Below are 20949 nucleotides of genomic sequence, written 5' to 3'. Positions count from 1 at the left end.
GCGCCGCACGATACCGGCCCTCGATCGTCCGGGCCGGCGTACCCGTGTCGGCACACCCACTCCCGAACGCGGCGGCATCGGCCGCGCGCAAAACGCTCGCGGCAAAAAAAAATGGGCGAAACGCCCATTTCTTACAGCCTCATTGCGCATGAGGTGCGTGCCGCAACAGGAGTTGCTGCACGCGGACCAGCTTATTCATTGATTTTATATGATTTTGGGCCGATTTGCAACGCTTGGCACCCCCAAAACCCGTCGGACAGGCGCCCTTGCCGCGTTGCCGCATGCAGGATGGACCCAACGAACGAATGTCCCCGTTATTTCGGACGCCAGGCCAGGGGCAACACACTGGCGCCCCTGCCTGCCGTCGTCCGCCCTGGGGGCGTTCCAACGAAATCAACGTGAACGGTTGCCGCCGCGATTGCCACGGTTGCCTTGATTGCCACCACCTGTATTGCCGCCGCCACTTCCACCCGCACGGTTGCCGCCACGACTGCGATTACCATTGACGTTACCGTTGCCGCCACCGTTACCGCCGCGCGACTGACCGCCAAAACCACCGCCGCCCGCCGACGAATTCCCACCGCCGAAACGTCGTCCCTCGCCTCGCGGCGAAGGCGTTTGCCCCGGGTAGCCGCCGCTCGGGCCAACGAAGGCCGTCAGCGGATTGGGCCGGGGACGACGCGACTGGCCCGGCTCGCGGCTGAACACGCCCAAGGCCGTCTGCATCGGGTCCGGTTGACGGCGCGGCTCTTTCGGCGCGCCGGCTTTGCCGCCACGACCACCCACACTGCCCTTGTCGTCCGAGCCGGTGCCCGGCATCTTCATGCCGACCGTCGCGAACAGGGAGCGCACCTGCGCCTCGTCCAGCTCTTCGTAACGGCCGCGCTTGAGACCGCGTGGCAGCGTCAGCGGGCCGTAACGCGTACGGATCAGACGACTCACCATCAGGCCCGCCGCATCGAACATGCGACGCACTTCGCGGTTGCGGCCTTCGGTCAACGCGACGTGATACCAGTGATTCGACCCTTCGCCACCGCCGTCCTGCAACCGCAGGAAATTGGCTTTGCCGTCGTCCAGCTCGATGCCGCGCAGCAGCTGCTGACGCGACGCCTCGCTCAATTGCCCCACGGTACGCACGGCATATTCACGCTCGATGCCATAACGCGGATGCATGAATCGGTTCGCCAGATCGCCCGACGTCGTGAGGATCAGCAAGCCTTCCGTGTTGAAGTCCAGGCGCCCAACGGCGAGCCACTTGGCCGTCTTCATCGGCGGCAAGCGGTCGAATACCGACGCACGGCCTTCCGGATCGGAATGGCTGACGATCTCGCCCGACGGCTTGTGATAGAGCAGCACGCGCGGCGGTTTGCTCGTGATGCGACGCTTGACGAGCTTGCCGTTGATGCGGACCTGATCGGTCGGCAGAATGCGCTGACCGATGTGCGCGGGCTCGGCGTTGACCGACACGCGTCCGGCGAGAATCAGCTCTTCCATCTCGCGACGCGATCCCATGCCGGCCTCGGCCAGCACTTTGTGCAGCTTGGGCGCCTCATCGTCCGGCGACAGGACACGACGGTCGGCCGGGCGGCGGCCGCGCTTGGCAGCCGCCTTGGCATCGCCTTCGGACTCGTCGCTATCGAAGCCACCCGACGTCACGAACGCGAACAGATCGTCGTCACCGCCCTTAGGCGCCTTGCCACCCTTGCCGCCCTTGCCGCCACCGACGCCTGCGCCGCCCCGGGCACCGCCCGTCGACTCCTTGCGGCCACGGCCCTTGGCACCCTGCGGCGCCCTGCCTGTCGGCGTCGCACCATGACCGCTGGCTGCGCTGCCATCGCCTTGCGCCGACTGCGCCGGCGGCGAGGACTGTGCGGCACCGTCACGCTTGCCGCTACGCGGCTTACGGGGTGCGGCATTGCGGCCTCGCGCCTGAGCGGCCAACGGTGCACCGTCGGCGCCCAATGCTTGAGCTTGCGGCGCATCGCCGTGCGGTTCCCCGCGTGGGGCGTCCGACGCGGCAGATTCACCTGCGCCGCCGTCCTCGCCTTCACGCTTGGATTGCTGAGCCGCCCGACGGCGGGCAATCAGACTGCGCGGACCACGGCGCAAGCCGCGGCGCGATGCTTTTTCGTCGCCGCCCTCGCCTTCCGGCGCACGGGCTTCGGCACCAGCATCGCGTGCGTGCAGGTCCTGGGATTCTTCGATTTGTTTCAACACAACCTCATTGGAAAACGGGATCGTCGCGGGCAGGCGTAAATGGCTGCCCCGATCCGTGTTCGCACCATGAATGCGCGGCAAATGCTTGCCGCGACTTCGTTCTTATCGCTAACGGCCCTGCTGGTGCGCGCGACGCGATGCGCCGACGCCTCAGGTGCCCGTGACGAGACTCTTGTCGTCCCCGTCGCTCTCGTCGTCATCTCCCTCACCGGACAGGGGCTGCCCGGTGGCGGGTTCGTTCGCTGCCGAGTCGGCAGCGTGCGGGGAAACCTCTTGTGTTACCGACGCCGCGGGATCTGCCGCCGACGTCGCTACATCCTGCGCATCTTGCGGCGGATCGTCGCCGACCGACACCGCAGACTCCGATTCTTCGGAAAATTCCTTGTCCTGCGCGACCTCCACCGACATTGCGGCACTGGAGGACACCGGCCCTTGATCTGCCTCGCCGTCGCCAGACTTCGCTTGCGTCGCATCGTCATGCACCGCGTCGACCTGCTCACTGACGTGCGCCGCGCCCGCGAGTTCCGCGAGCGATGCCCGTTCAGCGTCTACCGGCTCAATCTCCGCCGGCGCCTCGACCGGGACTGTCACCCCATCATCGCCTTCGCCTTCCGCCATCACGGCGTCGAGCAACGCGTCTTCCGTCGGCCCGTCGCCCTCGCCCGGCGGCGGGCGCTGATCTTCGGGCAGCCCTTGTGCAAGCGGCAGGTCATCGGCACGCGCTTGCGCCAGACGTGCCAGCGCTTGCGCATCGGCGACAGGCACGTCATCGGACATCGCGTCATCCCCCGCGTCGGCCTCGGCACGTTCGCCGAATTCGATGTTCTGCTGCGCGAGCAAGTCGATCTGCGCCTGTGCGGCCGGATCTTCGAGCGGCGGCAACGCATCGAGCGCCCGCAGCCCCAGATCGTCGAGAAAGTCCTTGGTCGTGGCGTACAGACCCGGGCGTCCCGGCACATCTCGATGCCCGATCACCTCGATCCAGCCTCGATCCTCGAGTTGCTTGATGATCTGTGTGTTGACCGTCACGCCGCGAATCTCCTCGATATCGCCGCGCGTGACCGGTTGACGGTACGCGATGATCGCCAGCGTCTCCATCACCGCTCGCGAATACTTCGGCGGCTTCTCTGGATTCAGGCGATCAAGGTATTCACGCATGCGCGGACGGCTCTGGAAACGCCAGCCGGTGGCCAACGCCACCAATTCCACACCTCGGCCATCCCATTGCACGCGGATTTCCTCGAGCAGCGCGCGCACCGTGTCGCCAGACACGGCGTCATTGAAAAGCTTGCGCAGATCGCCGACCTTGAGCGGCTCCTGCGCGCAAATCAACGCGGTCTCGAGGACGAGTTTCGCCTCTTGGGTATTCATGTGCGACTAAGCAGACCGGGGGCTTGGCGACCCGGTATCAGGAATAAATGGATGCTTGGAACACGAGAAACGGTCGTAACCGCTTCGCATAAGCGCGCGCCCGATTGTGTTCGGTCGTAGTGACGGCGGCGCGACCTGAATGCTTCGAAACGACCTGCCGGGAAAACGCCCAGGCCGATTGTGCGGCGAGACGGACGTCCGGTATGTGCGCAATTATTACTGAAACACCGACGCCCGTAAAGCCTCGTCGACATTCCGACGTGCGGAAAGGGAAAACGATAGGTCAACGCACCATGATAGACTCTCCAAAAAACTTCAGGGGCCCTCATGACCACAGAAAACGGTCGCACTCCCATCGCTCAGCCCCGCTGTTCCACATGTTCGCTCGGGCAATTCTGCTTGCCGGTCGGCATTCCGGAACCCGAGCTGGAACGACTCGACGCACTGGTAAGCGAGCGCCGCCGCCTCAAGAAAGGCGACGTGCTGTACCACGCGAACGACGATCTGCACGCTGTCTACGGCATTCGCTTCGGTTCGCTCAAAAGTTGCGTCACGGCCCCCGACGGCCGCGAGCAAGTCGTCGGCTTCCACCTCCAGGGCGAACTCATCGGCCTTGACGCCGTGGCCGACCACCATCACCCGAGCACCGCCATCGCGCTCGAAGACAGCGAGCTGTGCATCGCCCGCTTCGGCGAACTGGAGACGTTGTCGCGTCAAGTGCCATCGCTCCAACGCCAGTTGCACCGCCTGATGAGTCAGGAAATCCGCAACGAGCACCAGCAACTGCTCGCGCTCGGCACCATGCGTGCCGAGGAACGTCTGGCCGTCTTCCTGCTCAACCTGTCCGAGCGGCTGTCCGCGCGCGGTTACTCCGCCCATGAATTCGTGCTGCGCATGAGCCGCGAAGAAATCGGAAGTTTCCTCGGCCTCAAGCTTGAAACCGTCAGCCGCCTGTTTTCACGCTTTGCACAAAACGGCATGATCGAAATCCGGCAGCGCCACGTCAAGATCATCGACGCCGCCGCGCTGCACGAACTCGCCGGCGTTCCCTGCTGACACCCGCCAACGGGGACGCACGAGCGTCCCCGCAGCCGAAGCTCCCGCCAGTGCGCCGTCACCCGCCATCCCTGCCTCGGATGTTACCGATACGCTAACGGCCCCGCCCCCGCGTCGTGTTGCGCCAGATCAAGCGTCGCGCGCGATGGCGCGATTTTGCCCTCCCGACGTTCGACAAGCCCCGGCAAACGCTCCATAATCGGCGCGTTCTCCAGGCGCCCCCATTGCCTGGCGCTCCACCCCGTCGGAGGCTGCCGTTATGCCCGCTGCCATTTTTCTAAGTCCGGAAGACGCCGAGCACGCCTACTACGAAGCGCTGCGCGCCGGCGATACCGATACGCTGATGGACGTCTGGTCGGAAGACGAGGAAATCGTCTGCATTCACCCGGCAGGGCCCCGCCACGTCGGCCCGGCGGCGGTTCGCGAGAGTTGGCAGCAGATCCTTGCCAAGGACGGATTGCACGTCACGGCCAGTCATCTCCAGGTAGCGCGCAATCCGCTGTGCGCGGTCCATAACGTGCTGGAACAGGTACAGGTCGAGACCCGTCCCGAAGCCCGTTACGCCTTCGTGCTCGCCACGAACGTTTACATGAAGGAAGCCGATGGCTGGCGCCTTGTGCTTCACCACGCCAGCCCGGCGATCGGTCACGAGGACGCCGGCGCACAACTCACGCGGCCCCATCACCTGCACTGACGCTTCGTCGCGTTACGGCCTCGATAGGCCAGCCGATGGGTCGTCGCCGTCATCCCAATACGGCGCCGGCCCAAAGCGCGCCTGCAGGAATTCGATCAGCGCATGGGTTTTCGGCGGCACGAACGCCCGGCTCGGGTACACGGCCCAGATCGCCACCTCCTCCGCGAGCGGATAGGCGGGCAACACCGGCACCAGCGCCCCGCTGCGCAGATGCGCGCCGACGTCCCACGTGGACTTGAGCGCAATGCCCAGGCCCGCCAAAACCGCGTCGCGCAGCACTTCCCCGTTATCCGACGCCAGACGCCCGCCGACACGCACGCTCAGCGGACCACCGGGCGTCACGAACCGCCAATCGCGCTGCTCCCCCAGGATCAGGCAGTCGTGCGCGGCAAGCTCGCCTGGGTGCTTCGGCGCGCCGCGCGCCGCGAGGTACGCGGGCGACGCACACAATGTCCGGCGATTCGGGGCGAGCTTGCGAGCAACGAGCGTCGAGTCACGCAACGCCCCGACGCGAATCGCGAGATCCATGCCGGCCTCGATCAGGTCGACAACCCGATCCGTGAGCCGGAAGTCCAGCGAAATCCCCGGATAGCGCGCCAGGAAGGCCGACAAGGCGGGGGAAACATGCTGACGCCCGAACGACGAGGAGCATGACACCCGCAAACGCCCCTGAGGCGCTGCGTGCCCCTGCCCAACGCTTGCCATCGCTTGCGCCTCGGCCGCGAGCAAGGTCTGCGCGTCTCGCAGAAAGGCTTCCCCCTCTTGCGTGAGCGCCACCCTGCGTGTCGTCCGATGCAGCAACCGTGCCCCGAGCACACCTTCGAGTTGTGTCAGGCGCGTACTGGCCGTGGCCGGAGACAGCCCTTGCTCGCGCCCCGCGGCCGACACATTCCCGAGCGCCGCCACGCGCACGAACAACGCCACGGTATCGAGATCCAATGCCATTTGATGGAATCTCCAAAAGATCTTTTCCGCATTATGCGAATTATCAAAGCAATCGACTAGCCTTAGTCTCTCGTTATCGCATCGGGGGTGTCGCCGGCGCACTGCCGGCTGCGCCCCGCCTATTCAGGAGAAAACAGATGAAAGCCGTCGGATTGACCCATTACCTGCCGATTGACGACCCGAAGTCGCTCGAAGACATCGAGCTGCCGACGCCAACACCCGCGGGGCGCGACCTGCTGGTCAAGGTCGAAGCGATTTCCGTGAACCCGGTCGACACCAAGGTTCGCGCCCCGAAAGATAAGGTCGAAGCCACGCCGCGCGTATTGGGGTGGGATGCGGCGGGCACCGTCGCAGCCGTCGGCCCGGACGTCACCCTCTTCAAGGTTGGCGACCCGGTGTACTACGCGGGCAGCATCACGCGCCCAGGCGCGAACAGCGAGTTCCATCTTGTCGACGAACGCATCGTCGGCCACATGCCCACGTCGCTCGACTTCGCGGGCGCCGCTGCTTTGCCACTCACGACGATCACGGCGTGGGAAGCCCTTTTCGACCGCCTTGGCATCGCTCCCGACGGCGGCGATGAGGGCAAGTCGATCCTCATCGTCGGCGGTGCCGGCGGCGTCGGCTCGATTGCCATTCAGCTCGCGCGACGCCTTGCCCATCTGCACATCGTCGCTACCGCGTCGCGCCCGGCATCGGCCGACTGGTGTCGTCAACTCGGTGCGCAACACGTGATCGACCATACCCAGGACATTCCGGCGCAGCTGCAGTCGATCGGCATGCCACAGGTGGATTTCGTGCTGTGCCTGAACGACACCAACGCGCATTTCCCCGCCATGGCGCAGGTCGTCGCCCCACAAGGCAAGATCTGCTCCATCGTGGAGAATGCGGGTCCGCTCGACATCGGTCTGCTCAAAAACAAGAGCGCCACGTTCGTCTGGGAGTTCATGTTCACGCGCGCCATGTTCGCAACGCCGGACATGATCGCGCAGCACACGCTGCTGACCGAAGTGGCACGCCGGGTCGATGCGGGTACGCTGCGCACGACGGTGGGCGAGGTCCTGGGCCCGATCAACGCGGTGAACCTGCGCCGCGCCCACGCGCAGCTCGAAGGCGGACGCACCATCGGCAAACTCGTGCTCGCCGGATTCTGACCGGCGCGCAGGGCGCGCATGGTTCCCGCCGTGCGCGCCGGCAACGAAAAACGGCGCTTGCCCTTCACAGGCAAGCGCCGTTTTTATGCGCTCTCGCGGCAGTACCGCCCGCCCGTCAATTGCCCGACGGCAGCGTGCCCTCGGGCAGCGCGAGCGCCTCGGTCGGATGCACGATCTCGCCGCCCAGCGCATTCACCCCGGCAATCAGTCGCTCGAACGCCGCGCCAACCAGTGCGGGGTCGCCCTTCACGCCCAGGTCGATATGTCGGCGCGCGTAGATCGCGCCACGTTGCGCGTCGCCCACGCTGGGCAGACTGAACACTTTCACGCCGCCATATTCGGCTTCGATGGCCTCCATGAGCGGCGTCAATGTCGACTCGGCCAACCCGAACACCAGCACCGATCGCTCGGCGTGCTTCGTCAGGTGATGCAACTCGGCGTAGTCCGTGTCGAGCACCCACGCCATCATCGGCCACGCCATGACCGGGAATCCCGGCATGAAGTGATGCCGCTCGACCGAGAACCCCGGAATCTTGTTGTAGGGATTCGGCAGCACGCGCGCGCCGACCGGAAACTCGCCCATCTTCAGACGATGCCGGTTATCGGGCTGGCTCATGTCCGCACGTCCGTCGGGACTGGTGTCGGCGATGCGCTCCATGATGAGCGCCTCGGCTTCCGGCGTGAGCACGAGCGGGACATTGAGTGCCGCCGCGGCGCACTGACGCGTGTGATCGTCGGGCGTCGCCCCGATGCCGCCGGTGACGAAAACGATATCCTCGCTCGCAAACGTGCGTCGCAGCGTGGCCGTGATGCGCTCAGGGTCGTCACCCACATATTCGGCCCAGCCGAGTTGCATGCCGCGCTCGGTGAGCAGTTCGACGATCTTGGGGAGATGTTTGTCTTGACGGCGCCCGGAGAGAATCTCGTCGCCGATGATGATGATGCCGACCGCCATGATGCTTCCTTTATCTTGTCGTCAGGGCCTGGGGGGGAGCGCGCGGCGCCGCCCGGCGGCAGCGCGCAGTCACACGATTGTGCCACTTTCACGGAGAACCGTTCGACGACCCTCGTCCCGGCGGCAACGCAGGCGGCAGGTCCTCGCTCTCTCGCGACGGCGGGCTCGCCACAGGCAACAGCGTTGCCCCGAGCATCGGCTCGTGACGCGCCGCCTCGGCCGCGCGCAATCGCGACAATGCCCGCAGGCAATAGTGCGCGAACCACAACGCTGAAAATATGAAGATCACCACGTACAGCCAAATTGCCAGCAGCGCGATGACCGGGAACATCACGATCATGATGACCGACGACACCCACAGCAGCGTCGGCAATGAGCCGAGCAGCCCGGTTGCCACGCCGATCACCAGCAGTGGCAGACGCCGCTCGCGCACGATCCGGCGACGCTCCTCGGCGCTCGCGTGATACGCCAACGCGTCGTACGTCATTACGCGATACGTCAGCCAGCCCCATAACAACGGCGGCACGATGGCGAAGAACGGCGGCACGAGCCACAGCGGCAGCGTGAGCAGCGCGGCGACTAGAAAGACCACGGTGGCGCCCAGCGACTGACCGAGACTGCCCCAGAACGAGCCGCCCTGCCGCGCTTCCAGATGAATGTAGTGGCGACGCGAGAGGTGACGCAACACCGCGGGCATCGACCACCCCGCGATGAGCAGCAGCGCCGTGACCACGATCAGCGGGATGAGCAGCGCGACGAGAATGAACGGCGCGAGCGCCATGCGCACGCTATCGATGCCGAAATAGCCGAAGAAGCGGTAGATCCATTGCGTGAACTGCCACTGTTCGAGCCAGACGCGCAGAAAATCGGTGAACGGCACCCAGCCGAACCAGATCACGGCGCCCCAGATCAGGCCGGAGACCACAAAGGGCATGGCGGTGAGCCACAGCATGCGCGGATGCAACAGGCTCACGAGCGCGCGGCCCAGCGCGCGAAGAATGTCATTCATGCAGTATCAATACGGTCGGTGCCGTCAGGACGAGAATCGGAATCCATCGCGTTGAGGACCGTGCGCCCCGAGCGGGGACGCTCGGTCGGTGTGGCGCCCTCGTCGCGATGTCCCGATGTTACAGCACCGGGGCGCGGTCGAAGAAATAGATCCCGTGAGGGGATCGTCCGACCGGAATGGTGTTGATCAGCTTGCGCTGCGTCATATCGATGATGCCGACCTTGCGGGCCCAACGGAACGTCACCCACAGCGTCTTCCGGTCGGCCGAGAGTTCCATGTCGTCCGGTCCCGGCAGCAGGCCGGTGATGTTGCCGACGTTCGTGAGCGCCTCCTGATCGACGATGCTGATCGTGCTCGACACGCGATTCGAAATCAGTACGTGCCTGCCATCGGCGAGCGATCGGAAGTTGTGCGCCCCCTTGCCCGTCGGGATCGTCTTGATCACCTTCTGATTGCGCCAGTCGACCACGGCGGCATAGTCCGCGCCGGTCATTCCCACGAGCAGGTATTTGTCCCCCGGCGTGAGCCACACCCCTGCCGGACTGTCGCCCACCTTCATCGTCCAGAGCACTTTCTGAGTGGCCAGATCGATGGCGGCGATCTCGTTGGACTGCTGCAACGAGATAAAGACAAGTTTGCTGTCCTGCGTGAAGACCAGGTGGCTCGGCATCTTCTTGAGGGGAATGCGCTGCGCCACGCTCAGGTTCTTGCCGTCATAGCGATACACGTCCACGCGATCCAGTCGCAGGGCGTTGGCGACGAACCACTTCTTGTCCGGCGAGAAGCCAATCTGGTAGGGGTCCTCGACGTTCTCGATCTTGCGCTGGACCTGTCCCGTCTTCGGGTCGAGGAAGATGAGGTTGTTGCCGACCGAATTCGCCACGATGAGCGACTGATTGTCGGGCGTGGCCATGAGATGATGCGGCTCCTTGCCAACCGGGAACGTCTGGATGACCTTCTGCGTCGCCTTGTCGATCAGGCTGACGCTGGCGTCGGCCGAGTTGAGCACGACCACGACACTGTCGGGCGCCGGCGCCGCAGCCGTGGCCGGCGCAGCGAGCGCCGCCAGACCGAAGGAAGCCACCAGACCGGCAGCGATCAGCAGTTTGCGCATTGCAGCGTCTCTCGGGAGAAAATTAGGCAGGAAAAGTGGCGAAAACGGCGCGTGGACCGCCCGTTCTCGATACGTCGTAGCGACTCGCCATTGTAGGCCGGGAACACCCCGTCAACGCGCGTCCGGCGCACCTTTTTTTACGTATCGAAACATAATTTCGACACTTTCTGACGTAGCGCAAACCGGCAAGCGGATGTCCCATCGAAATGGTGTCGGGGGTTGGCGTCGGGGCCGAACGCCGTCATTGCACGCGTGGGTTGGCATCCCCCGAATCAGCTTGGTCGCCAAGTCCGCGACGCTCGCCGGGATCAACGAGATCGCAGCGCTCGCAGCCATCGTTGCGCACGACGGCCGCGCCCCCAGCACGTCAGCGCTGCAACGCCTCCCAAACCTTGTGCAGACGCTTGACCGACACCGGCATGGGCGTGCGCAACTCCTGCGCGAATAGCGAGACGCGCAACTCCTCGAGCAGCCAGCGGAACTCCTCGAGTCGCGCGTCGCCCTGATCGCGGCGTTGCGACGTCGCCCGCTGCCAGTTCTGCAGCAACGGCCCCAGTTCGCTCATGGCGCGGGCGTCGCGGGTCGGATCCGCCTTGAGCTTGTCGATACGTCCGGCCATCGCCTTCAGATAGCGCGGGAAATGCGCCAGTTGCGCGTACGGCGTGTCGATCAGGAACCGCTTGCCGATCAGCCGTTGCAACTGTGCCGTCAGATCCGCATACGCCTGCGCGAACGGCTTGGCCTGGGCCAGCTTCTTCTGCAAGGTCGCGTACTCGGTGAGAATCTGTCCGGCCAGCCGCGCGATCTCCTGCGCGAGCAGCGTGAGGCGTCCCCGCCCCTCGTCCTTGCGCGCGACGAACGACGCGTTATCGCTCGGCCAAGGCAACTGAAGGCACGCACGCTCCAGCGCCAGATCGACGATCTGCTCCCGCAGTGCTTCTTGCGTCCCCAGGTTCATGTACTGCATCGCCATCTGCTGCAGGCCCGGGATGTTCTTCTCCAGATACTTCACCTGCTCGCGCAGTTGAATCGCGAAGAGCCGACGCAGACCCGCGCGATGCTGCCGTTGCGCTTCGTGCGGATCGTCGAACACTTCGAGATCGCAGTGATCGCCGCGCTCGACCAAGGCCGGGTAGCCGAACAACGTCTGACCGCCGCGACGGATTTCCAGCATCTCGGGCAGTTCGCCGAAGCTCCACGCCGTGAGGTTGTCGTAGCGGCCGGGCTCGACAGCGGCCGCTGAAGGCGCTGCCTGCGTGCCCGCCCGTCCCGCACCACGCGCCTCGCCGCGCGCCGCCGGCGACGTCGTCGCCGATGCACCATGTGCGTCGGGCTCGACGGCGGAACCACGGGTCGGCGTCGCGCCACTCTTCGCCGCCAACTGCTGAAATGTGCGCTGCGCCTGCTGACCGAGTTCGGCACGCAGTTGCGGGAGATTGCGTCCCATGCCGAGTTGACGCCCGTGTTCGTCGATCACCTTGAAGTTCATCGACAGGTGCGCCGGAAGCATTTCGAACTTGAAGTCACTGGACTTGAGCATGACGCCGGTCTGTTCGCGCGCGTCGGCGATGAGGGCATCGAGCAGCGCGCCCTGTCCGAACGTCGCCCGGTCGACGAAGCCGGCCGCAAACTCGGGCAACGGTACGAAGTGACGCCGCAGCTTCTGCGGCAGCGACTTCATCAGCAGGTGCGCCTTCTCTTTGAGCATGCCCGGCACCAGCCATTCGCAGCGGCGCGCGTCGACCTGATTGAGCGCGTAGAGCGGCACGGCGAGCGTTACGCCATCGCGCGGCGAGCCCGGTTCGAAGTGATAGCTGAGCACCATGTCGATGCCCGCAATGGCCGTCTTCTTCGGGAACAAGTCGGTCGTGACGCCCGCTGCCTCGTGACGCATGAGATCGTCGCGCACGAGGTAGAGCAGCTTCGGCGAGCCCTTGGCCGTTTCGCGATACCAGTGCTCGAAGCTCGCGCCGTCGTAGAGATCGGCGGGGACATGGGCATCGTAATACGCGTAGATCAGTTCGTCGTCGACAAGCACGTCCTGGCGGCGCGACTTGTGTTCGAGCTGCTCGATGTCGGCGATCAGCTTGCGATTGTGGGCGTAGAACGGGAGCTTGGTCTCCCATTCGCCTTCCACGAGCGCACTGCGCAGGAAGATTTCGCGGGCGCGACGCGGATCGCGCGGGCCGAAGTTCATCCGTCGGCGCGCATAGATCGTCAGGCCATAGAGCATGCCGCGTTCGTACGCCACGACTTGCGCGGCCTTCTTCTCCCAATGCGCGTCGGAGAGCGACGTCTTCACCAAGTGCTTGCCGACACGTTCGATCCACTCCGGCTCGATCCGGGCGATGCATCGTGCGTAGAGCCGGCTCGTCTCGACGAGTTCGCCGGCCATCACCCAGCGCCCGGCCTTCTTCACGAGCGACGATCCCGGCCAGATGTGGAACTTGATGCCATGCGCGCCGAGGAAATGCGGATCGTCGTCGGCCTTGCAGCCGATGTTGCCGAGCAGGCCCGCGAGCAAGGCAAGATGCACCTGCTCGTAAGTCGCCTCCGACGCGTTGATGCGCCATCCCTGTTCGCGCACGACGGTGAGCAACTGGCTATGCACGTCGCGCCATTCGCGCAGGCGCAATTGCGACAGGAAGTTGTCGCGGCAGGCTTGTCCGAGCAGCCGGTTCGACTTCTTGTGCGCGATCGCCTCTTCGAACCACTGCCAGATCTTGAGCCACGAGAGGAATTCGGAGCGTTCGTCGGCAAACTTGCGATGGGCGTTGTCGGCGGCGTCCTGCGCTTCGAGGGGGCGGTCACGCGGATCCTGCACGGCCAGCGCACTCGCGATGATGAGGACTTCGCGCAGCGACTGCTGGTCGCGCGCCGCCAGAATCATGCGGCCCACGCGGGGATCGAGCGGCAGACGCGCCAGTTCGCGCCCAAGCGGGGTGAGCTGGTTGGTGTCGTCGACCGCACCGAGTTCGCCCAACAGTTGATAGCCGTCGGCAACGGCCCGGCCGGGCGGCGGTTCGATGAACGGGAATTCCTCGACCTTGGCGAGCCGCAGCGACTGCATGCGCAGAATGACGGCGGCAAGCGACGAGCGCAGGATTTCCGGATCCGTGAAGCGCGCGCGCGCCTGGAAGTCAGCTTCGTCGTACAGACGAATACACACGCCGTCGGCCACGCGGCCGCAGCGCCCCGCGCGCTGGTTGGCGGCGGCCTGCGAGATCGGCTCGATCTGTAGTTGTTCGACCTTGTTGCGGTACGAGTATCGCTTGACGCGCGCGGTACCGGCATCGACCACGTAGCGAACACCCGGCACCGTGAGCGAGGTTTCCGCCACGTTGGTGGCCAGCACGATACGGCGCGCGTTGGACGGTTTGAACACGCGCTCCTGCTCGGGACCCGAGAGGCGCGCGAAGAGCGGCAGAATTTCGGTGTGCGGCGGATGATGCTTGCGCAACGACTCGGCCGCCTCGCGGATTTCGCGCTCGCCGGGCAGGAAGACGAGCACGTCGCCGGCGCCTTCGCGGCACAGTTCGTCGACGGCGTCGACGATCCCGTCCATCAGGTCCCGTTCGCGATCGCGCGCGCTGGCGCGGCTGCCTTCGCGCCCCAGCGCGTTCGCGATGCGCGCATCGTCCTGGATCGGGCGGTAGCGCACTTCCACGGGGTACAGGCGCCCGCTCACTTCGATGACCGGCGCTGGACGCAGGTGGTCGCCCTCGCCCGTGCCGAAATGGCGGGCGAAGCGATCGGCGTCGATGGTGGCCGACGTGATGATGACTTTCAGGTCGGGCCGACGCGGCAGCAACTGCTTGAGGTAGCCGAGCAGAAAGTCGATGTTCAGGCTGCGCTCGTGCGCCTCGTCAATGATGAGGGTGTCGTACGCGCGCAACAGCGGATCGGTCTGCGTCTCGGCAAGCAGAATGCCGTCGGTCATCAGTTTGACGGACGCGCCGTGGGACAAGGTGTCGTTGAAGCGCACCTTGAAGCCGACGATGTCGCCAAGCGGGGTGTTGAGTTCGTCGGCGATGCGGCGCGCGGTGGCCGACGCGGCGATCCGACGTGGTTGGGTGTGGCCGATCAGGCCGGTGCCGCCCGCGCCAAGCCCGCGGCCGAGCGCGAGGCAGATTTTGGGAAGCTGAGTGGTCTTGCCCGAGCCGGTCTCGCCGCTCACGATGACGACCTGATGGCCGGCGATGGCGCGCGCAATCTCGTCGCGCCGGCCGGAGACGGGCAGCGCCTCGGGAAAGACGATGTCGGGAAGCGGATTGGCGGCGGCCTGGCGCGCCGCGAGGCGTTCGGCGTCGCGCGCGGCGCGCTCGGCCGGCGTCGTGCGTCGCCCCGCTGCCGGGTTCGGGCCGCCGGCCTGCCCCGTGTTCGCGGGTTTGGGCAGCCTGGCGGGCTTTGGAGTCGACGCGGTGACCGTGGGTTGGGCGCGCGTATGCCCCGGAGCCATCACTTTCGGCTTCGGGGGCGGAGATTGTCGATTTCGTTCATCACTTGCCATGGGCGCGCATTATATAATCTGCGGATGTTTGCGCACGTACACTCATGCTGACCGAACCCGACCCCGCCCTACAAGACGAAGAGACCGCCCACCAAGCCCAGTTCGTGGACTGGCTGCGATCGGTCGCCCCTTATATCCATGCGTTCCGCGACAAGACCTTCGTGGTCGCCTTCGGTGGCGAACTCGTCGCGGCGGGCGGACTCGACACCCTGATTCAGGATGTCGCGCTGCTGTGCGCGATGGGCATGCATATCGTGCTGGTGCACGGTTCGCGACCGCAGGTCGAGGAGCAGATGCGCCTGCGACATATCGAGTCGCACTTCGCCCAGCAGTTGCGCATTACCGACGCGGCCGCGCTCGAAGCGGTGAAGGAAGCGGCCGGGGAACTGCGGCTGGACATCGAAGCGTCGATCAGCCAGGGGCTGCCGAACACGCCCATGGGCAATGCGCGCATCAGCGTCGTGTCGGGCAACTTCGTGACGGGGCGCCCGGTGGGCATCGTGGACGGCGTGGATTTCCAGCACACCGGCGTGGTTCGCAAGGTCGATGCCGAGTCGATTCGCCTGTCGCTGGCGAGCGGCAAGATCGTGCTGCTCTCCCCGCTGGGCTTCTCGCCGACCGGTCAGTCGTTCAATCTGACGATGGAAGATGTGGCGTCGTCGGCGGCCATCGCGCTGCGTGCCGACAAGTTGATTTTCATCACGGAAACGCCCGGCGTCATGAACGAGTACAACGAGTTGCAGCACGAACTCACCCTCGAAGACGCCCAGCGCCTGCAGTCGCAAGGTACGCTCGACCGCGATTCGGCGTTCTATCTTAAGTACGCGACGCGCGCCTGCCGGGCGGGTGTCGGCCGTGCCCACATCGTGCCCTTCGCGCTCGACGGCAGCATGCTGCTCGAACTGTTCTCGCACGACGGCGTGGGCACCATGATCTCGTACGAGAACCTGGAGAGCCTGCGCGAAGCGACGATCGACGACGTCGGCGGCATTCTGCAGCTCATCGAACCGCTGGAGGCAGACGGCACGCTGGTGCGACGCGGTCGCAACCAGCTGGAGCGCGACATCGATCACTTCTCGGTCATCGAGCACGATGGTCGCCTGTTCGGCTGCGCGGCACTCTATTCGTATCCGATGGAACGCATCGGGGAGATGGCCTGCCTGACCGTCGACCCGGAAGCGCAAGGCTCCGGGGACGGCGAACGCCTGCTCAAACACATCGAGCAACGCGCCCGTGCCCGCGGTCTGGATCGCCTGTTCGTTCTCACCACGCGCACCGAGCACTGGTTCCTCAAGCGCGGCTTCGTCAAGGCAGGCGTCGACGATCTGCCGGCCGACCGCCGACGCCTGTATAACTGGCAACGCCGCTCGCTGGTGCTCATCAAGAAGCTGTAACGAAGGGCAGGCAGGCGGCGCACGCCCAAGGCTCCCCCTTGTGTCTCGCGCCGTTGTCCCCATCTACCGCTCTCGGCCGCAGCGCGCTTTTTCGTCGCATGTCGATTCCCCTCTCCGGGACCGACTCATGCGCCCAACATTCATTCACGCCCCAACCAGATCACGAAGGAGTTCCCCATGGCTCGCATGATTCAATGCGTCAAACTCGGCAAAGAAGCCGAAGGTCTCGATTTCCCCCCCATGCCCGGCGAACTTGGCAAACGCCTCTGGGAAAGCGTCTCGAAAGAAGCCTGGGCCGGCTGGCTCAAGCAACAAACCATGCTGATCAACGAGAACCGCCTGAATATGGCCGATCCGCGCGCCCGCCAATATCTCGTCAAGCAAACCGAAAAGTATTTCTTCGGAGACGGCGCCGATGTCGCTCAAGGCTATGTGCCGCCGCCCTCTGAGTAAACACCTCCCCCCCGACGGATCGGGGCCCCTTTCCGCCGCTCAGACATAAACCCAACTCGCTGCAGAAAGGGGCCCCGATCCGTCCCCGCATACGCCCTATGGCACCATGCCACCGGCGTCGGGAAACAGGCAGGCGAATCGGCTCGTATGCTTTTTTTCTCGATTGAGATCTGCTGGATGTGCTGGTCAGGCGGGCGTCGTGCCACCCACGGCTGCCTTGCCAGCCGAAGCCGCTCCGCAGTGGTGGCAGAAATGCGCGAACGCGTTTTTGCGCGCATCGCACACACCGCAATGGTCAAACAGGCAAATGCCACAGTGCACGCAGTAATCGCGATTCGGATCGTCCAATTTCACCGGACGCTCACACCCCGGACACACCGACTTCGCCAACCGCGCCTGCGCCAAATCGTACGACAACGTCTTGCGACGCTCTTCGTCCGGTAACTGCTCCTCCGCCCTCTGCCTCGCCAGGTATCGCTGCAACGACACGATGGCGTAGCGTCCGATCATCACCGTGAGCACAATGCCCACGAGGTACCGCACATATCCACCGTAGTCCGGCAAGTACGGCACCAGCTCTACGAAGAACGCAAACAGCGCGAAGAAGATGAAGCCCCACACGAATGGCCACCACGTGCTTTTGCGCTGGCGCACAAAGAGCCATCCCGCCACCACCAGCAATGGCAGCGTAAGCGCAAGCCGAATGCCGAATACTTTCAAATCCTGCGCACGCTGGATCGCCGCAAGCTTTTCTCCCGCCGCCGTGTTCAGCGCATAGCGCGCCATGCGCGCCGACTGCACCGCGCGCTGGGCATCCAGCTGTTTTGCCTCGAGGGCATCGACTTGCGTCTGGACGTCGCGCTGCGCCGCCTTCAAGGCATCGAGCGCCTGCGTGCGCGCAACAAGCTCCGTATCCTGACTGGCCTGCGCCGTCGCCGTACGCGTGGCCACCCAATCGTTGAACGACTCTCGCGCACTGCGATACGCCGTACTCCGCGCCTTGAGCTGCAAACGCGCCGTCTCCAACCGGCTCTCGACATCTTCGAGCTGTGTCTGCGCCTGCTTGATGGCGGCGTCGGCACCGGCCGCCTGCCCGCGATCGACGAACGAGTCGAGCGTCGGCGCAGGCGCTACGCCCGGCAATTTGTCGACGACGAGCCCGCCCAGGCCAATGAGGAACGCCGCAAATAACACGGCGATCAGCCACAGGCCACGGCGGAACCAGGTTTCGGGAAGACGACGCGATCCAGCCATCCTGCCCTCCCGGGATCAGTTGTGGTAGTCGAGCGTGCGCACGCCTTGCGGCGTACCCATGAGCGTGATGTCCGCGCCGCGCTGTGCGAAGAGCCCTACGGTCACGACGCCCGGGATCTGGTTGACCTGCGCCTCGAACGCCACCGGATCGAGGATCTGCAGCCCGTGGACGTCAAGAATCGCACACCCATTGTCGGTCATGTACGGGCTGCCGTCGGCACGCACCCGCGCCTGCGGCTTGCCACCCAGCGCCGTCAGCGCACGGGCGACGCTCGCCTGCGCCATCGGGATCACTTCGACCGGCAGCGGAAAGACGCCAAGCACGGCAACTTCCTTGGACGCGTCGACGACGCACACGAATTCCTTCGCCACCGAGGCGACGATCTTCTCGCGCGTGAGCGCCCCGCCGCCGCCCTTGATCATGTGGCCAAGCGCGTTGATCTCGTCGGCACCGTCGACGTAGACCGGCAGGCTGTCGATCTGGTTGAGGTCGAAGACTTCGATGCCATGTTTGCGCAGACGCTCGGTGCTGGCCTCGGAACTGGAGACGGCACCGCGATAGCGGCCCTTGTGGGCGGCGAGCGCGTCGATAAAGCAGTTCGCGGTGGACCCGGTGCCCACGCCGATCACGCTGCCCTCGGGCACGTGCTGGTTCACATAGTCGGCGGCGGCCTCGCCGACCAAGCGCTTGAGTTCGTCCTGGGTCATGGGGATTTCCGGCAAAGTTTGGTAAAGTCGGAAGTTTACCGGAGTCAGGCGGGCCGCGCCGTTTTTCATCGCCCGGTCGCATCCCGGACTTCATGTCACGCAGTGCATTTCTCGCAAGGCCGCTCTCATGAATCAGCTCGACCAGCTCAAACGCCACACGATCGTTGTTGCCGACACCGGCGACTTCCAGGCGATGGACGCCTACAAGCCGCAAGACGCCACGACCAACCCGTCGCTGATTCTCGGTGCCGTCCAGAAGGACGCCTACCGCCCGATGCTCACCCGCATCGTCAGTGAACACCGCGCGGAATCCACCGCGGAGATCATCGACCGTCTGCTGATTGCCTTCGGGCGGGAGATTCTGGACATCGTGCCGGGTCGCGTGTCGACGGAAGTGGACGCCCGACTGTCGTTCGATACGGCCGGCACGGTGGTCCGTGCGCGCAAGCTCATCGCCATGTATGAGGCGCAAGGCATCGAGCGCGACCGCGTGCTCATCAAGATTGCTTCGACGTGGGAAGGCATTCGCGCGGCCGAGATTCTCGAGCGCGACCGGATTCGCTGCAACATGACGCTGCTGTTTTCGCTGGTGCAAGCGGCGGCCTGCGCCGAGGCAGGCGCCCGGCTGATTTCGCCGTTTGTCGGTCGAATCTACGATTGGTACAAGAAGTCGGCGGGTGCGAACTGGGTCGAGGCGGACAACGCGGGAGAGAACGATCCGGGCGTGCGCTCGGTGGCCGCCATCTATCGCTATTACAAGCACTTCGGCCATGACACGGAAGTCATGGGTGCGAGCTTCCGCTCGACCGGGCAGATCCTGGCATTGGCAGGCTGCGATCTGCTGACGATCAGCCCCGCCCTGCTCGAACAACTCCGCACGACACAGAGCGAAGTGCCTCGACGGCTCGACGCGAAGGACGCCCGCGCCGCGAGCATCGATCGCGTGAAAACGGATGAGCCGTCGTTCCGCTTTGCGCTCAACGACGATGCCATGGCGACCGAAAAACTCGCGGAAGGGATCCGCGCGTTTGCCGCCGATGCGATCAAGCTGGAAGCGCTGATCGACGCGGCACGCTAAACGCCCCCTGCGACGTGCCCGGCAATCTTGCGCCGGGCGTCGCTGGCTTGGCTTCGCACCGCTGACCTCACGTCCTTGACGTCATCCCCTCGGCGTGAAGTCGCTCACTTCACGTTTGTCACTTGGCGCCTTTGGCCGCCACTGCGCGCTGGCGTACCGCTTCGTATAGGCAGACGGCGCTCGCTACCGAAACGTTCAGGCTTTCGCAGCCGCCCGCCATCGGAATACTCATCAGCTCGTCGCAGTGCTCGCGCACCAGTCGGCGCATGCCCTCGCCTTCCGCCCCCATGACAATCGCCATCGGCCCGGTGAGCTTGGTGCGGTAGATGTCGGCAGGGGCGTCGTCGGAGGTGCCGACCACCCAGATACCACGCTCCTGCAATTCCCGAAGCGTGCGCGAGAGGTTCGTCACCATGATGTAAGGCACGGTTTCCGCCGCGCCGCTGGCCACCTTGGCGGCGGTCGCATTCAGACCGACGGCGCGGTCTTTCGGTGCGATGACCGCGTGCGCCCCGGCCCCGTCGGCCACACGCAGGCACGCGCCGAGGTTGTGCGGATCGGTCACGCCGTCGAGCACGAGCAGCAGCGGCGGCCCGGAGATGCCATCGAGCAATTCGTCGAGGTTCAGCGCCAGCGACACTTCCTGAGCACGCGCAACCACGCCTTGATGGCGCGACGAACCGGCCATGCCGTCCAGGCGCTTGCCGTCGGCCTGAATGACCTTGACCTTTACGCCCGGGGCGCCCTTGAGCGACTCAACGTGCTTCAGGAAGTCCGTCATGCGGCGATCGCGCCGGCTCGGATCGTAGTAAATCTCTTCGACGCTACCGGCATCGTGGCGCAGACGCGCCGTCACGGCATGAAAGCCGAACAGCAGTTTCAATTGACTCATTTCACATCCTCAAAATAGCGTGTGCCGGCACGGCCGCCGACAACGGGCGCCGCACAAAGCACGACGGCGGCGGAGCCCGCATGGGCCACCGCCGCCGCAATCCATCGCGGACCCCTGTTGCCGGTCACCGCCGGCACAAGGCGCC

General features: G+C 65.1%; 16 protein-coding genes. 6 read left to right on the top strand and 10 right to left on the bottom strand.

The annotated features are described in order from the left end of the window. Positions 1-393 precede the first annotated feature (393 nt). Both OYT13_RS09700 and scpB read right to left on the bottom strand, forming a co-directional pair. On the bottom strand, positions 394-2214 hold the full coding sequence (locus OYT13_RS09700; RefSeq protein ID WP_442796468.1) for a pseudouridine synthase: 1821 nt from the start codon (positions 2212-2214) through the stop codon (positions 394-396). A gap of 153 nt (positions 2215-2367) precedes the next feature. Then, on the bottom strand, positions 2368-3588 hold the full coding sequence (gene scpB, locus OYT13_RS09695) for an SMC-Scp complex subunit ScpB (protein ID WP_017231384.1): 1221 nt from the start codon (positions 3586-3588) through the stop codon (positions 2368-2370). Positions 3589-3915: 327 nt separating this feature from the next. Here scpB and fnr point away from each other — a divergent pair, with 327 nt between their 5' ends. After that, positions 3916-4644, top strand: a complete 729-nt coding sequence (fnr, locus tag OYT13_RS09690) for a fumarate/nitrate reduction transcriptional regulator Fnr (protein ID WP_150563590.1) — start codon at positions 3916-3918, stop codon at positions 4642-4644. A 271-nt stretch (positions 4645-4915) separates the two neighbouring features. Beyond that, the gene (locus OYT13_RS09685) at positions 4916-5338 is read left to right on the top strand and encodes a YybH family protein (RefSeq protein WP_051060029.1); all 423 of its coding nucleotides are present in this window, start codon (positions 4916-4918) and stop codon (positions 5336-5338) included. A gap of 12 nt (positions 5339-5350) precedes the next feature. Here OYT13_RS09685 and OYT13_RS09680 read toward each other — a convergent pair whose 3' ends face one another. After that, positions 5351-6283 carry a LysR family transcriptional regulator gene (locus OYT13_RS09680; protein WP_150563591.1) on the bottom strand — a complete coding sequence of 311 codons (933 nt, stop codon included), beginning with the start codon at positions 6281-6283 and terminating at the stop codon, positions 5351-5353. Positions 6284-6420: 137 nt separating this feature from the next. On the opposite strand from OYT13_RS09680, the gene OYT13_RS09675 reads away from it, so the two are divergent. Then, positions 6421-7437 carry a zinc-binding alcohol dehydrogenase family protein gene (locus tag OYT13_RS09675; RefSeq protein ID WP_268567636.1) on the top strand — a complete coding sequence of 339 codons (1017 nt, stop codon included), beginning with the start codon at positions 6421-6423 and terminating at the stop codon, positions 7435-7437. Between the two features lie 115 nt (positions 7438-7552). Here the strand turns inward: OYT13_RS09675 and OYT13_RS09670 are convergent, their stop codons facing one another. The 4 genes from OYT13_RS09670 to hrpA all read right to left on the bottom strand — a co-directional run bounded on the left by OYT13_RS09670 (position 7553) and on the right by hrpA (position 14974). Further along, entirely contained in the window at positions 7553-8392 is an 840-nt protein-coding gene (locus tag OYT13_RS09670) for a competence/damage-inducible protein A (protein ID WP_017231389.1), read from the bottom strand. Positions 8393-8480: 88 nt separating this feature from the next. Continuing rightward, positions 8481-9401 (bottom strand): EI24 domain-containing protein, encoded by a 921-nt coding sequence (locus OYT13_RS09665; protein WP_017231390.1) that lies wholly within the window; start codon positions 9399-9401, stop codon positions 8481-8483. A gap of 118 nt (positions 9402-9519) precedes the next feature. Further along, positions 9520-10515, bottom strand: a complete 996-nt coding sequence (locus OYT13_RS09660; RefSeq protein WP_017231391.1) for a YVTN family beta-propeller repeat protein — start codon at positions 10513-10515, stop codon at positions 9520-9522. 367 nt (positions 10516-10882) lie between these two features. Next, on the bottom strand, positions 10883-14974 hold the full coding sequence (hrpA, locus tag OYT13_RS09655; RefSeq protein ID WP_268567635.1) for an ATP-dependent RNA helicase HrpA: 4092 nt from the start codon (positions 14972-14974) through the stop codon (positions 10883-10885). 95 nt (positions 14975-15069) lie between these two features. Here hrpA and argA point away from each other — a divergent pair, with 95 nt between their 5' ends. Together argA and OYT13_RS09645 are read left to right on the top strand one after the other, a co-directional pair. Continuing rightward, positions 15070-16419: an amino-acid N-acetyltransferase gene (gene argA, locus OYT13_RS09650; RefSeq protein ID WP_130025723.1), complete on the top strand. Its 1350-nt coding sequence runs from the start codon at positions 15070-15072 to the stop codon at positions 16417-16419. A 177-nt stretch (positions 16420-16596) separates the two neighbouring features. Beyond that, positions 16597-16872 carry an oxidative damage protection protein gene (locus OYT13_RS09645; protein WP_017235753.1) on the top strand — a complete coding sequence of 92 codons (276 nt, stop codon included), beginning with the start codon at positions 16597-16599 and terminating at the stop codon, positions 16870-16872. A gap of 186 nt (positions 16873-17058) precedes the next feature. Here the strand turns inward: OYT13_RS09645 and OYT13_RS09640 are convergent, their stop codons facing one another. Both OYT13_RS09640 and rpiA read right to left on the bottom strand, forming a co-directional pair. Beyond that, positions 17059-18126 carry a hypothetical protein gene (locus OYT13_RS09640; protein ID WP_017235752.1) on the bottom strand — a complete coding sequence of 356 codons (1068 nt, stop codon included), beginning with the start codon at positions 18124-18126 and terminating at the stop codon, positions 17059-17061. Between the two features lie 15 nt (positions 18127-18141). Further along, the gene (rpiA, locus tag OYT13_RS09635; RefSeq protein WP_017235751.1) at positions 18142-18834 is read right to left on the bottom strand and encodes a ribose-5-phosphate isomerase RpiA; all 693 of its coding nucleotides are present in this window, start codon (positions 18832-18834) and stop codon (positions 18142-18144) included. A gap of 127 nt (positions 18835-18961) precedes the next feature. On the opposite strand from rpiA, the gene tal reads away from it, so the two are divergent. Then, positions 18962-19912 carry a transaldolase gene (gene tal, locus OYT13_RS09630; protein WP_268567634.1) on the top strand — a complete coding sequence of 317 codons (951 nt, stop codon included), beginning with the start codon at positions 18962-18964 and terminating at the stop codon, positions 19910-19912. Positions 19913-20030: 118 nt separating this feature from the next. On the opposite strand, the gene rlmB is transcribed toward tal, so the two are convergent. Beyond that, a complete protein-coding gene (gene rlmB / locus OYT13_RS09625) occupies positions 20031-20804 on the bottom strand; it encodes a 23S rRNA (guanosine(2251)-2'-O)-methyltransferase RlmB (protein ID WP_017235749.1) in 774 nt (257 codons plus the stop codon). Positions 20805-20949 lie beyond the last annotated feature (145 nt).

Origin of the sequence: Pandoraea sp. XJJ-1 (assembly GCF_026802345.1) — a bacterium.
GTDB classification, from domain to species: domain Bacteria; phylum Pseudomonadota; class Gammaproteobacteria; order Burkholderiales; family Burkholderiaceae; genus Pandoraea; species Pandoraea cepalis.
The sequence above is the reverse complement of the archived record's forward strand: the minus strand, read 5'-3'. Positions and strand labels throughout refer to the sequence as shown.

Bases quoted from the DNA above. Each gene is read 5' to 3' on its own strand.
- OYT13_RS09680 (WP_150563591.1), bottom strand. From the start codon at position 6,283: ATGGCATTGGATCTCGATACCGTGGCGTTGTTCGTGCGCGTGGCGGCG.
- tal (WP_268567634.1), top strand. From the start codon at position 18,962: ATGAATCAGCTCGACCAGCTCAAACGCCACACGATCGTTGTTGCCGAC.
- fnr (WP_150563590.1), top strand. From the start codon at position 3,916: ATGACCACAGAAAACGGTCGCACTCCCATCGCTCAGCCCCGCTGTTCC.
- OYT13_RS09640 (WP_017235752.1), bottom strand. From the start codon at position 18,126: ATGGCTGGATCGCGTCGTCTTCCCGAAACCTGGTTCCGCCGTGGCCTG.
- argA (WP_130025723.1), top strand. From the start codon at position 15,070: ATGCTGACCGAACCCGACCCCGCCCTACAAGACGAAGAGACCGCCCAC.
- hrpA (WP_268567635.1), bottom strand. From the start codon at position 14,974: ATGGCTCCGGGGCATACGCGCGCCCAACCCACGGTCACCGCGTCGACT.
- OYT13_RS09665 (WP_017231390.1), bottom strand. From the start codon at position 9,401: ATGAATGACATTCTTCGCGCGCTGGGCCGCGCGCTCGTGAGCCTGTTG.
- OYT13_RS09660 (WP_017231391.1), bottom strand. From the start codon at position 10,515: ATGCGCAAACTGCTGATCGCTGCCGGTCTGGTGGCTTCCTTCGGTCTG.
- OYT13_RS09675 (WP_268567636.1), top strand. From the start codon at position 6,421: ATGAAAGCCGTCGGATTGACCCATTACCTGCCGATTGACGACCCGAAG.
- rlmB (WP_017235749.1), bottom strand. From the start codon at position 20,804: ATGAGTCAATTGAAACTGCTGTTCGGCTTTCATGCCGTGACGGCGCGT.
- scpB (WP_017231384.1), bottom strand. From the start codon at position 3,588: ATGAATACCCAAGAGGCGAAACTCGTCCTCGAGACCGCGTTGATTTGC.
- rpiA (WP_017235751.1), bottom strand. From the start codon at position 18,834: ATGACCCAGGACGAACTCAAGCGCTTGGTCGGCGAGGCCGCCGCCGAC.
- OYT13_RS09645 (WP_017235753.1), top strand. From the start codon at position 16,597: ATGGCTCGCATGATTCAATGCGTCAAACTCGGCAAAGAAGCCGAAGGT.
- OYT13_RS09670 (WP_017231389.1), bottom strand. From the start codon at position 8,392: ATGGCGGTCGGCATCATCATCATCGGCGACGAGATTCTCTCCGGGCGC.